We start from the raw sequence: 12,668 nt of genomic DNA, 5'->3' as shown, positions 1-12,668 counted from the left end.
ACCATAACCCCGTGTAATGCGCTTTTATAAGCGAGCCATTGTAACGGCTAATAAGCGGACTACCAGCGCTGATACAGCCCTTCGCGTAAAATGGTGTTCTCAACCGCCTCGGTCAACAGGTAGCGCACACTTTTACCTTCGCTAATCCATTGACGAATTTGGGTCGCTGAAATGGCCATCGCCGAGGGTAGCGTCACATGCAGCAGGTTTCCGTAGGGCGCGGCCATTATATCGGACACGCTATCGACTTCGCGTTGTCCCAGCAGTTCCCGTAACGATGCCGACGGTGGCTCGGCATGCCCAGGGCGGGCAATAACCACCAGATGGGCAAAGGCAAATAGCCGTTCCGGCTCACGCCACTGGTCAAGGCGCAAAAACGCATCCCAGCCGATAGCCATCACCAAGCGTGCCGACTCGCCGTACTCTTGGCGCAACGAACGAAGTGTATCGACGCTGTAGGAAGGGCCTTCACGCTCAAGCTCGCGCGCATCCGCTTGAAGACCCGGCGTGTCGCCTATAGCCATTTGCAATAGCGCCAAACGCTGGCGAGGCGACACCTGGGGGGCGTCGCGCAGGGGTGGCTGAGGTGCCGGCATCATGTGCACAGTGTCTAAACCCAGCGCATCACGCAGCTCTACCGCACTGCGCAAGTGCCCGATATGCACCGGATCAAAGGTTCCCCCCAGCATAGCGATTCGGGCAGGCTGGGTCATTCACGCACCTGGCCGTCGCCCATCACCACGTATTTCTGAGTGGTGAGCCCTTCAAGCCCAACCGGGCCGCGGGCATGTAGTTTGTTTGTCGAAATACCGATTTCCGCACCCAAACCGTACTCAAACCCATCGGCAAAACGTGTCGAGGCGTTAACGATCACCGAGCTTGAGTCCACTTCGGCCATAAACCGCCGCGCCAACGAATAATCTTCAGTCACGATGGCGTCGGTATGGTGGGAACCATAGCGCTCAATATGGCCAATCGCTTCATCAATGTCGCTGACTACTTTAATGGCCAAAATCGGCGCTAGGTATTCAGCGCCCCAGTCGTCTTCGCTGGCAGGCAACGCCTGGGGAAGCAGCGCCTGGGTTTGTTCGCAGCCACGCAACTCAACCTCATGCTCCGCATAGCAGCGAGCCAACTCGGGTAGCAATAGATCGGCAATCGCCTCATCCACCAGAAGCGTTTCCATGGTGTTACAGGTGCCGTAACGGTGGGTCTTGGCATTCACCGCGATCGCCAGCGCTTTGGCAGGATCCGCCAAGCTGTGGATGTAAACATGGCACACCCCATCCAGGTGTTTGATAACCGGCACGGTCGCCTCGCGAGAAACCCGCTCGATCAATGATTTGCCGCCGCGCGGAATAATTACGTCGATATAGTCGGGCATGGTGATCATCGCCCCAACCGCTGCGCGATCGCTGGTCGCCACCACCTGGACGCTCCCAGCGGGTAGCCCGGCATCGCTCAGCCCCGTCCGAATACAGGCAGCAATGGCCGCGTTGGATTCACGCGCCTCAGAGCCGCCCCTCAGGACACACGCATTGCCGGATTTAAGGCACAGGCTGGCGGCTTCTAAGGTGACGTTGGGACGCGACTCATAGATAATGCCGATAACGCCTAAGGGGACACGCATTTTGCCCACTTGAATACCGCTGGGGCGATAACGCATGTCGTTAATCTCTCCCACCGGATCAGGAAGGCTCGCGACTTGCTGCAGGCCTTCTATCATGGCATCGATGCGCGCATCGCTTAATGCCAAACGATCCAATAACGCCGCGTCTAAGCCGTTTTCCTGCCCGTTGGATAGGTCGCGGGCGTTGGCCGCCAACACGTCAGCGCGGGCGGTGTCTAAACGGGCGGCCATGGCCAGCAGGGCACGGTTTTTTTGGCCGGAATCGGTACGGCGAAGCTCGCTAGACGCCTGACGTGCGGCTTTGCCCAGCGTCTGCATGTAGGCCGCAACGTCTCCGGCTTGTAAGGATAACTGTGCATCGTCTTCGAACGATGTTGAAACGCTCATGCGATCTCCATGGGGTTCCTCGGTGGACTAAGCCACGCGGTGGCATTTGGCTTGTTCGCAATGCAATATATTAAGCTATTTTAAGGCTATACTAAGGATCTAGTTAACACTTTGCGCCACGTTAATGATGACTATTTTACGCATATCGTGCTCACCATCACGCATCTCCTTTAAGGTTGATAGTAAGCCACCATGCAAAATAAATACAAAATACGTCTATTAAGGACCAATTTACTGGCCGCCGCCATGGCGCTTGCTTTATGGACGCCCGCCGCACCGCCATCTGCAGCCCTGCTGCTATGGCTGTCGGTGGGGTGGCTATTTATCACCGCCTTATTGCTGGACTTTAGCCATCGGCATTCGCGTGGCCGTCCGTGGCAATTGTTACCGGGAGCGCTGCTGCTAGGGCTGATTGCCACAGCGCCTGAACGACACGGCCTGTTAATTTGGGCTTGGGCCGCGCTGTTTATGCTACCTCAAATGAGTTGGGTGGCGGCATTTAACATCAGCGCTGGCCTGCTAAGCGCCGTGTTAGTTGCCCCGCAGCTTTCGACACCGGCATGGCTGTTGATGGTTATTTCGCTGGCGATTTTATGCGTGCTGGCATTGGCCCGCGCCCAACAGCTGATCGATATGAACGGCGCGATTCGCCAGCGGCTGCGGCTCATTCCGGGCCTCAACCTGTGGGCCGGCGAACAGTTAGTACGCGACATTCATCGCGAGCAGACCCGCTGCGCACGGGAAGGGGTTTACGGCGAGCTATTGGTGGTACATGTAAAACGCCACCAGCTATGGACGACGGCCAAAAAACTCTGCGAGCTGACCCATGACTTTGAGAACGTTTATCGAATTAATGGCGCCACTCTCGCCACGCTGATGCTGTCTCGCTCCGCCTTGGAGACCCATGACCGCTATCGGCTCATGGTCGATAGCCTACCCGACAACATTACCATTGAAGCGCTTGAACTGATGGATGTGGCCCCCACCCCTTCGATGTTGGAAACACTCACCCAACGACCGATTGGCGAACTTCGAGGCCAACCATGATTCAGCATCAGTTCCCCAGACGGTTAATGACACTGGCTTATCTGGCAAGCATCGCCTTAATGAGCTGCTATGCGATGTGGCTATATGCCATGGGTGAGTATCGCGACTTGGTGGTGCCCAGTTTCATGACACTGCTTTTGCTCACCGCGTTTTTGCTTCATTTGGGCCAGGATATCCGCGCTCACCTCCCCCGGCTCGTACTTCTGGCCTGCGCCTACACAAGCGTCATGGCTGCGCTTTACTTCCAACCTGAAATACCACTGATTTGGATCGGCCTGCCGATGACCGCCGCCTTCCTGTTGCTTCCGTTGACCGGTGCCGTGGCCTTGCACCTTGTTCTCGTCCCATTATGGTGGCTCATGCCATCGCTTAGCCAAGCGCCGCCAACGCTGGTCATGGGCTACATTGCACTGGGGCTTCTGTTGGCACTACCGCGCTGGGAGCATGCACGACGCCGGGCGCTGCTGCGGGCTACCGACCCCAACGACAGCGAATGTGACGCCTACCATATCGATACCTTAAAAGAACGCCTGCACAGCGAATACCAACGGGCCGACCTGCTGAACCAGCGCCTCGCCGTGCTGGTAATTCATTTACCCCAGCGGGACATGGCGGAAGAACAGTTCGGCCCCCGGGCTGCGCAAGCCTTGCTCAGCGCTTTGTGCACGGAAGTCTATAGCTGCTGCCGTGATCATGACCTACTGGGCCGCGCTGATAATGCCACCTTTTGGTTAGTACTGCCCGACACCAGCGAAAGCGGTGCACTGCTGGTTCGAGACCGACTTCAGCACGCGCTGTCACGGCGGGTACTGGTCGAAACAGGCCACGTTGAGGTACGCATTGCGGCTTGCCTGCCCTGCCCCAAAGAAAGTTTTGAGCACTACCTTCAGCGACTAGAAGCACGTGGCGCTACCCTCTCCAACGTTTAGCCTACCGTTTCCGATTATACCTACCTGTCGCAGGAGAAGTCTGTGCCGCTTGTCGATACGCTCCACTCATTGACGCTTAATCCTCCCCTGTTACTTTGCGTAGTGCTGGCAATTTCATTAGTAGAATCGCTCGCCCTGGTGGGCTTGCTGGTGCCGGGCGTGGTGCTAATCACTACTGCAGCTTCCCTGGCGGGACACCAGGATATCGCCTTGGCGTGGTTAATCGGCGCCGCCTTTATAGGCGCTGTTTTAGGCGACGGCATCAGTTTTACACTGGGATTTAAGCATCGCGAGCAGGTCATACAGCGCTGGCCACTGTCCCAGCATCCCGAATGGCTAGCCCGTGGGGCGCGCTTCTTTGAGCGCTATGGCGCATGGTCGGTTTTTATTGGCCGTTTCGTGGGGCCGGTGCGGCCAATCATTCCATTGGTAGCCGGCATGATGCGGATGCCGCCACGCACCTTTATCTGGGCCAACCTCGTCTCTGCAGTGTTATGGGCGCCCGCTTATGTGCTACCCGGCTACTTACTGGGCCGCACTTGGCAGCAGCACTTAAATCTTCCGCCCGGCCTAGAAGCCGCTCTACTTATACTGGGCACGATTATCGTCGTACTCGCCGTGATTTTTTCCTGGGGGCGGCAACAGGCTTCACGCCATGGCAGGCTTTATCGGGCGATGGTCGTTGGCATTCGTCGTTTGCCACTGCTACGCCGACCCTGGCTCGCCATGAGCCAATCCGGCGATGTTCCGCTGGCCTCTCTCCTCCTGTTGGTGATCGCAGTGGGCACTCTGTCCGGCTGGACACTGCTGGTGATCGGCCACGATGGGCCGCTGGAAATGGATCTATTTATTCAGCAACTGCTAACCCAGCTACAAAGCGATGTTTCTGTCACCGTCGGTAATATTTTTGCGCGTATCGGCGACACCTTGGGCATTATTGTTTTAACGCTGCCGTGGGCGGCGTGGATGCTGACCGCCAAGCGGTGGGATGCGCTATTGCACTGGTGTGGCGCCTTCGCTGGCGTAGCCTTGCTTAACGTAGTAGGTAAAGGTGTGTTTGAGCGCTCACGCCCAGACACACCGGACTATCTGATGGGTTCGTACTCTTACCCTAGCGCCCACACGTCAACAGCCGTGGTGCTATTTGGGCTGACGGCAGCTTTCGTTGCGGCCGAAATGCCTCGCCAGAAGCGTTTTTGGGCTTACTGGGTAGCCCTAGCGCTTGCGCTACCCATGGCGCTATCGCGGCTGGTGGTTGGCGTACACTGGTTTAGCGACCTGGTGGGAGGCGCGCTACTGGGGTTAGTCGTCTGTGCGCTCACCCGGCTTTACTGGCAGCAGCAGCCCCGCCCACCTCTGCGCCCCTGCCCTTGGCGGTTGCTCAGCGTGTCATCGCTGATACTAATCAGCGCCCGCGTCGGCCTGCTGCCGCCGGTTTAGGCTTCAATAGCGCCCTTCACTAGCCTAGCGCCAACCATAGCCCCACGCCGATCATTAATGTGCCAGCGATACGGTTCAAAAGGCGCACGTTGCCGCTTTTACCCAGCACACTGCGCAGCGTTTTTCCACCGGTGGCATACACCAACATGCTGGCAAACTCTATGCTTAGAATCACGGCAATCAGCAGAGCCAACTGATGGGCTAGGGGGCGGCTGCTGTCCAAAAACGGCGGCAGTAGCACCATAAAAAACGCCCAGCCTTTGGGGTTAGCCACCGCGGTAACGAAGCCTTGCAGCGCCAGTTGCCAACGTCCCGCTGGTGGGCCTGTATCTAGCTCGCTGGGGATCGCCATACGCCCGCGGGAGCGCCACATCATCACACCCAAGTAAGCGAGGTATGCCCCACCCACCCATTTGAAAATCGCAAAAACCTCCGGGTGCTTAAGCATTAGCGCCGCGACACCCGCACCGGCTGCCGCCGCCACCAACCCAACACCAAGCAGTTCGCCGATCATCATCCATAGCGTGCGTTTTACGCCTTGGGTCATGCCTAAGACCATCGCCAGGGTCATGCACATTCCCGGGGTTAACGACACTAACAAGAAGGTCGGTACAAATACCGAGAGCGTGGCCCATGACATCATTGGCTATCCATCCTTGGTTTTGGAGACAGACGATTGATCTTCACCCCAGCGAGGCATCAACTGGTGATCAATGCGAAGTTGATTGAGTATACGCGCCACCACAAAGTCAATTAAGTCATCGATGCTTTGGGGGCGATGATAAAAGCCTGGTGCTGCCGGGAGGATCACCGTCCCAAGCCGGCTCAGCGTCAACATATGTTCCAAGTGGATCGCTGAAAAGGGACTTTCCCGAGGAACCATGACGAGCGTGCGCCGCTCCTTAATCGCCACATCTGCAGCCCGCTCGATAAGGTTGTTGCTAGCGCCCGTCGCCACGGCAGACAGTGTCCCCGTTGAGCATGGGCAGATCACCATAGCGGAAGCAGCCCCGGATCCGGAGGCCACGGGAGCCATCCAGTCTTCACGCCCAAAACAGCGTATCTGCCCCGCCGCTGCTCCGCTTCGCTCACTCAGCGCCGCCGCCAGTCGATCGGGCTGGGCAGGTAATGTCACCTCCGTTTCAGTGGCAATCACCATGTGGGCGGCTTTGGATATCATCACCCAGACTTCGTGCCCTGCGGACACCAACACATCGATCAGCCTTAGTCCGTACTGAGCTCCCGAAGCACCGGTAAGCGCCACGGTTACCGGTGGCTTAAACGATGAGGTTTTAGCATTGTCCATCATGCTTGCTCCTGGGCCGCTAATGCGTTTAACAAGCGCTCATGAACCCCTTCAAAGCTTCCGTTGGACATCACTACGATACGATCCTGGGGTGACGCTTGGATAACCACTGCGCTGACCAGCGCGTCAATATCATCAAACAGGGTCGAATGCGCCTGGTCCGCCACAAGCGCCTCCATCGACCACGTAACCGAGGGCGGCTGGAACCAAAACACCGCATCGGCCTGCGCCACGCTTTCAGCCAAGCGTTCATGCATCGTTCCCAGACGCATGGTATTGGAACGTGGCTCAATAACGGCCAGCAAGCGTCCTTTCGGTGTCGCGGCCCTAAGACCCTGCAGCGTCGCGGCAATCGCCGTGGGATGGTGGGCAAAATCATCGATCACCTGAATACCGTTGATTTCACCGCGCACCTCTTGACGGCGACGCGGGGTTTCAAAGCGCGCCAGCGCCGCGCAGCCACGCGCCAAGTCCACACCGCACTGCCAAGCAGCGGCTAGCGCTGCTAACGCGTTGCGTGCGTTGTGCTCACCGGTTAGCGCCCATTCCACCACGCCATCTTCTTCAAGTTTGCTTTCCGGGTCGCGATGGATCACCTGGAAACGACTGGCATCCGGGCGTTCGCTACGCAGCTGCCAGGCGCTTTCCGGGTCGTCACCCAAGTATTCCACCGGTGTCCAGACGCCCTCAGCCAATACCCGCTCAAGCGCCGGTTGGCGGTCAGCGACCAGCAACCGGCCCTGGCTAGGCACAGTACGCACCAAATGGTGAAACTGACGTTCGATGGCCGCAAGGTCGGGAAAAATATCCGCGTGGTCGTATTCCAAATTGTTGAGCACGGCGATGTTCGGGCGGTAGTGCACAAATTTGGAACGCTTATCAAAAAACGCCGTGTCGTACTCGTCGGCCTCGACCACAAAAGGCGCATCAAGCGCGCCCAATCGGGCTGAGACGTTAAAATTGCGGGGCACGCCGCCTATTAAGAAGCCTGGCGACATCCCGGCACTCTCCAACAGCCAGGCTAATAGGCTAGCGGTGGTCGTTTTGCCGTGGGTGCCCGCCACCGCGATCACCCGACGGCCAGGTAATACGTGCTCTGCCAGCCACTGGGCGCCGGATGTGTAAGGCAAACCGCTATTCAGCAGCGCTTCCACTTCAGCATTGCCACGCGACAACGCGTTGCCCACCACCACCAGGTCAGGAGACGGTTGCAAATGCGCGGCTTGATAACCTTCCATCAACTGAATGCCGGCTTCTGCCAACTGGGTGCTCATCGGCGGGTAGACATTGGCGTCAGAGCCGCTTACCTGATGCCCAAGCTCACGGGCTAGCAGCGCCAAACTGCCCATAAAAGTGCCACAAATTCCGATAATGTGCAGATGCATCGCTACGCCTCTTAACAACCCAAAACAGCCAGCAAGCCTAGCACGCCAGGCTAGCTGGCTCACCTGTCTTGCCCGTACCCCAATCATGCACCCGTCATGAATCATACCCCAGCAGGCCGTTCATCCAGTGACAACGCCGGTTAGATATTGCACGATGCGGGCTCAGCAAACACTCGCTGCCTTATTTCACCGTCTTGCCAACCCGGTAAGCAACGATACGACGAGGGTTACGTTATGCGCATATTGATCCGCTACTTTTTCCGCGGACTCCGCGTGGTGCTCACACCCATCATGCTGGTATCTGAAAAACTCTCGACGCCCCAAGCGGTTAAGCGCACACCCGACGAGCAAGCCGGGGTCGACGACGCGTGCAAAGATCTCGCACTCTATCAATTCCGCAGTTGCCCGTTTTGCATCAAGGTGCGCAAGGAAATGGCCCGGCTAGGGCTTTCCATCGAAAAACGCGACGCCCAGCTTGACCCCGAGCACAAAAAAGCCCTGCAGGAAGGCGGCGGCCGCGTCAAGGTGCCCTGCCTAAAGATCCGCCACGCGGATGGCCGTGAAGAATGGATGTATGAATCCGACACCATTAATGCTTGGCTACATCAACGGTTTGGATAGGCCCTACTTACCTCCCCTCTACCCCCTTCTTTGGTCGCACTCCCCTCTTGTACGCCCGGAACACCGCCCGCCTCATTCAGTAGATGAATGAGGTCAGTCATTATTTCGATTGTAGGATGCAAGCGCGAGTCTCTATGTTGTCCCCATAGCTTACGAGCTGACCGTGTCTGTTTTGTTGCCATCATGTGCCGTTATTTAAGCCTCACGGGGTGCGTGTCGATGCAGCAAAGCGAACAACAAATAATCCTATTAGGGAACGACTATGACGTTTAAAAAAACGCTATTGGCTTCTGTTATTGGCGCAACGCTTGCCAGCACAATATTCGTGTCTACTGCAGCGCAGGCTGAAAACACGCTGCGTATGGCGTATGACGCCGACCCGGTAACGTTGGATATTCACGAACAGCTCTCTGGCGGGATCCTGCAGCTTTCGCACATGACCCACGACCCACTCGTGCGCTGGACACAGGATTTCGAGTTCGACCCGCGCCTAGCCACCGACTGGGAGCAAGTCAACGACACCACCATGCGTATGTCGCTGCGCGAAGGGGTTAAGTTTCACAGCGGAAACACCTTCACCGCCGACGACGTGGTTTGGACCATTGAACGCCTCAAGCGCAGCCCTGACTTCAAAGCCATTTTTGATCCCATTGAAAGCGTCACCGCAGTTGACGATTACACGGTAGAGATTATTACCAAAAAGCCCTACCCCTTGTTGCTGAATTTGGCCACCTACGTCTTCCCTATGGATAGCGCTTTCTATTCGGGTGAAGCCGAAGACGGCGACCCGAAAGACGAAATCGTCAAAAACGGCAACTCCTTCGCCTCACGCAACGTGTCGGGCACCGGCCCCTATACCGTCGCTGATCGCCAGCAAGGCGTGCGTACTGAGTTCGAGCGCAACCCTAACTATTGGGACACCGAATCGCCGGGTAACGTCGACACCATCATCCTCAAGCCCATCGGCGAGAATGCTACCCGCGTTGCGGCGCTGCTTTCCGGCGACGTTGATTTCATCGCACCGGTGCCGCCCAATGATCTGGAACGCGTGCGCGAAAGTGAGGACGCCAAGCTCGTGACGATGTCCGGCACGCGTATCATTTTCTTCCACATGAACCAGGATCGCGTCGAAGCGTTCCAAGATCCGCGTGTGCGTCAGGCGTTTGCCTATGCCGTTGACCAGGAAGCGATTGCCGACCGGTTAATGAAAGGCTTTGCCACACCCGCCGCGCAGTTTTCACCGAAAGGTTACGCCGGCCATGTCGAAAGTCTTGAGCTACGCCACGACGTAGAGCGCGCCAAGGCCCTGATGGAAGAAGCGGGCTACGCTGACGGCTTTGACATCACCATGATGGCGCCCAACAACCGCTACGTGAACGATGCCAAAATTGCCCAGGCCGTTGCGGCAATGCTGGCCCGTATCAACGTTGACGTGGATCTGAGCACGCTTCCGAAAGCGCAGTATTGGGGTGAGTACGACGACCGTGCCGCGGACATGATGCTGATTGGCTGGCACGCCGATACCGAAGACAGTGCCAATTTCCACGAGTACCTGACCGCCTGTACTGATCTGGACACCGGCGCTGGGCAGTACAACGCGGGTAACTACTGCAACCCAGCGCTTGATGAACTGGTGGCCGAGGCCAACGTGGAAGTTGATCGCGACAAGCGTGCGGCCATGCTGCAGGAAGTTGAGCAAACACTTTATGACGAAGCCGCCATCCTACCGTTGCACTGGCAAGACCTCGCCTGGGCGTCGGCCAATCACGTTAACATTGAGCCGGTGCTCAACGTGATGAACTTCCCCTACCTGGGTGACTTGGTCATGGACGCCGAATAACGCCTCCAGTGCGTTAACCCAGTGTCATTCGACTCGCTCGCCCCGAGGTTAATCGCCTCGGGGCGAGCTCTCCCTGTTTTACTAACGGAACCGTTCTAATGATCGCCTTTTTGGTTAAGCGCCTCTTTCATGCGCTGCTGGTGATGTTTGTCATCAGCATCATTGCCTTTGCTATACAAGATAACCTGGGCGACCCGATTCAGCAGATGGTCGGCCAGTCGGTCCCGGAGAGCGAACGTGCCGAACTGCGTGAAGAGCTTGGGCTCAACGACCCATTCTTGGTGCAGTACGCGCGCTTTGCGATCAATGCGGCACAGTTTGATTTCGGCTATTCGTACGTTTTCAACCAGCCCACCACCGAGGTCATTGCGCGCCACTTGCCAGCAACGCTAGAGCTTGTGGCCGCAGCCACCTTTTTGATTATCACCCTCTCGGTGCCGATTGGCGTTTATAGCGCCATCAAGCCCCGCGCGTGGCTTTCGCGCTTTTTTATGGGCATATCGATTGTTGGCATTTCGATCCCGGTGTTTCTCACCGCGATCATGCTGATTCAATTGTTCGCCATCGGCGTCAGTTGGACACCTTTTCCCGTCGATACCGCCTGGGGCAGTTGGCTCAACGACCTGATCTCCACCGAAGGTGGCATGCCCGCCTACGGCCGCGGTAACCCAGTGCCGGTGTTTGGCACCTGGGAGACTAACTTTGCAAGCCTAGAGGGATTGACCTACTTGGTGCTCCCCGCCGTTTCGCTGGCCTCGATCATGCTGCCGCTATTTATCCGCTTGATTCGCGCCGAAATGCTTGAGGTGATGCAATCTGACTACGTTAAGTTTGCCCGCGCTAAAGGGATATCCATGCGCCGTATCTATTTTCTGCACGCCTTGAAAAACACCATGTTGCCGGTCATTACCGTCGGTGGGGTGCAGATTGGTACGCTGGTGGCTTACACCATCCTGACCGAAACCGTTTTCCAGTGGCCCGGCATGGGGCTTATGTTCCTGGATGCCATCGAGCGTTCTGATATTCCGCTAATCGTGACCTATCTCATGATCGTGGGCCTGATCTTTGTGATCACCAACACGATTGTCGACCTGATTTATGGCCTGGTTAATCCCACTGTCAAACTAACCGGAAAGCCCGCATGAACGCATCCTCTTCCGCGCTTCCCAGCCGCTGGGAACGCCTTCGTGACTCGTATCTGCTTTACAGCTTCAAACGCGACATCGTCGCTCAGATCAGCCTGGTGGTATTCATTGGGTTGGTAGCCGTTGCGGTTCTCGCGCCGTGGCTGTCGCCCATGAACCCCTATGACCTGGCGCAGATCGATATTCTGTCCTCGGAACTGCCCCCGTTCTGGATCGACGGTAGCGACGCTCAGTACCTGCTAGGCACTGACGCCCAGGGCCGCGATATGCTCTCGACCATTTTGTACGGCGCACGCGTATCGCTGATGATCGGTTTTGGCGCCGTGGCGCTACAGGCGCTAATCGGCGTTTGTTTTGGCCTACTTGCCGGCTATCTGGGCGGGCGTATTGATGCTTTCCTGATGCGTCTCGCGGATATTCAGCTGTCGTTCTCGACGCTGATGGTCGCGATTATCGTTGGTGCACTGGTCAAAGCTATTTTTGGTGGTGAAACGTTCAGCGCCTATGCCGTACCACTTCTGATACTGATCATTGGCCTGGCTGAATGGCCGCAGTACGCCCGCACCGTGCGCGCCTCGGTACTTGCCGAGAAAAACAAGGAATACGTCGATGCCGCCCGCGTCATGGGGCTTCGCAGCAAGCGGATTATGTTCCGTCACATATTGCCTAACACCCTGTCGCCAATCTTCGTGATCTCAACCGTTCAGATCGCCAATGCGATTATTTCCGAGGCGGCGCTGTCGTTTCTGGGCCTCGGCATGCCCGAAACCCACCCGTCGCTGGGCTCGCTGATTAAAGCTGGGTTTGACTACATCCAGTCTGGCTCCTGGTGGATCACCCTGATCCCGGGTGCGGTGCTGATAGTGCTGGTGTTGTCGATCAATCTACTCGGCGATTGGCTGCGCGATGTCATGAACCCACGACTCTACAAAGGCTGA

At 57.1% G+C, this 12,668-nt stretch carries 12 protein-coding genes; 7 read left to right on the top strand and 5 right to left on the bottom strand.

The window, feature by feature from the left end; genetic code table 11:
- Positions 1-59 precede the first annotated feature (59 nt).
- Together nadD and BLR97_RS12020 are read right to left on the bottom strand one after the other, a co-directional pair.
- Positions 60-713 carry a nicotinate-nucleotide adenylyltransferase gene (gene nadD / locus BLR97_RS12025; protein WP_089706778.1) on the bottom strand — a complete coding sequence of 218 codons (654 nt, stop codon included), beginning with the start codon at positions 711-713 and terminating at the stop codon, positions 60-62.
- Positions 710-2,017 carry a glutamate-5-semialdehyde dehydrogenase gene (locus tag BLR97_RS12020; protein WP_089706777.1) on the bottom strand — a complete coding sequence of 436 codons (1,308 nt, stop codon included), beginning with the start codon at positions 2,015-2,017 and terminating at the stop codon, positions 710-712. Before BLR97_RS12020 ends, nadD begins: the two co-directional genes overlap by 4 nt.
- Before the next feature lie 192 nt (positions 2,018-2,209).
- On the opposite strand from BLR97_RS12020, the gene BLR97_RS12015 reads away from it, so the two are divergent.
- From BLR97_RS12015 to BLR97_RS12005, 3 genes are read left to right on the top strand one after another with little or no spacing between them, the layout of a single operon-like run.
- Positions 2,210-3,064: a hypothetical protein gene (locus BLR97_RS12015; RefSeq protein ID WP_244511298.1), complete on the top strand. Its 855-nt coding sequence runs from the start codon at positions 2,210-2,212 to the stop codon at positions 3,062-3,064.
- A complete protein-coding gene (locus BLR97_RS12010) occupies positions 3,061-3,993 on the top strand; it encodes a diguanylate cyclase domain-containing protein (RefSeq protein ID WP_089706776.1) in 933 nt (310 codons plus the stop codon). The genes BLR97_RS12015 and BLR97_RS12010 overlap by 4 nt, the downstream gene beginning before the upstream one ends.
- A gap of 42 nt (positions 3,994-4,035) precedes the next feature.
- Positions 4,036-5,433, top strand: a complete 1,398-nt coding sequence (locus BLR97_RS12005; RefSeq protein WP_089706775.1) for a bifunctional DedA family/phosphatase PAP2 family protein — start codon at positions 4,036-4,038, stop codon at positions 5,431-5,433.
- A gap of 19 nt (positions 5,434-5,452) precedes the next feature.
- Here the strand turns inward: BLR97_RS12005 and BLR97_RS12000 are convergent, their stop codons facing one another.
- Genes BLR97_RS12000 through mpl form a run of 3 tightly spaced genes read right to left on the bottom strand, consistent with a single transcriptional unit; the run spans position 5,453 to position 8,124 of the window.
- Positions 5,453-6,076 (bottom strand): LysE family translocator, encoded by a 624-nt coding sequence (locus BLR97_RS12000; RefSeq protein ID WP_170833020.1) that lies wholly within the window; start codon positions 6,074-6,076, stop codon positions 5,453-5,455.
- Between the two features lie 3 nt (positions 6,077-6,079).
- Positions 6,080-6,739, bottom strand: coding sequence for a flavin prenyltransferase UbiX (locus tag BLR97_RS11995; RefSeq protein WP_089706914.1), 660 nt, complete (start codon positions 6,737-6,739; stop codon positions 6,080-6,082).
- Positions 6,739-8,124: a UDP-N-acetylmuramate:L-alanyl-gamma-D-glutamyl-meso-diaminopimelate ligase gene (gene mpl, locus BLR97_RS11990; protein WP_089706774.1), complete on the bottom strand. Its 1,386-nt coding sequence runs from the start codon at positions 8,122-8,124 to the stop codon at positions 6,739-6,741. The genes BLR97_RS11995 and mpl overlap by 1 nt, the downstream gene beginning before the upstream one ends.
- A 234-nt stretch (positions 8,125-8,358) precedes the next feature.
- Between mpl and BLR97_RS11985 the strand changes: the two genes are divergently transcribed.
- The 4 genes from BLR97_RS11985 to BLR97_RS11970 all read left to right on the top strand — a co-directional run bounded on the left by BLR97_RS11985 (position 8,359) and on the right by BLR97_RS11970 (position 12,668).
- Entirely contained in the window at positions 8,359-8,745 is a 387-nt protein-coding gene (locus BLR97_RS11985; protein WP_089706773.1) for a glutaredoxin family protein, read from the top strand.
- Between the two features lie 262 nt (positions 8,746-9,007).
- Positions 9,008-10,585, top strand: coding sequence for an ABC transporter substrate-binding protein (locus BLR97_RS11980; protein WP_089706772.1), 1,578 nt, complete (start codon positions 9,008-9,010; stop codon positions 10,583-10,585).
- A gap of 98 nt (positions 10,586-10,683) precedes the next feature.
- Positions 10,684-11,730 (top strand): ABC transporter permease, encoded by a 1,047-nt coding sequence (locus tag BLR97_RS11975; protein WP_089706771.1) that lies wholly within the window; start codon positions 10,684-10,686, stop codon positions 11,728-11,730.
- On the top strand, positions 11,727-12,668 hold the full coding sequence (locus tag BLR97_RS11970; RefSeq protein ID WP_089706770.1) for an ABC transporter permease: 942 nt from the start codon (positions 11,727-11,729) through the stop codon (positions 12,666-12,668). The genes BLR97_RS11975 and BLR97_RS11970 overlap by 4 nt, the downstream gene beginning before the upstream one ends.

Source organism: Vreelandella arcis (genome assembly GCF_900103865.1).
Taxonomy (GTDB): Bacteria; Pseudomonadota; Gammaproteobacteria; order Pseudomonadales; family Halomonadaceae; genus Vreelandella; species Vreelandella arcis.
The sequence above is the reverse complement of the archived record's forward strand: the minus strand, read 5'-3'. Positions and strand labels throughout refer to the sequence as shown.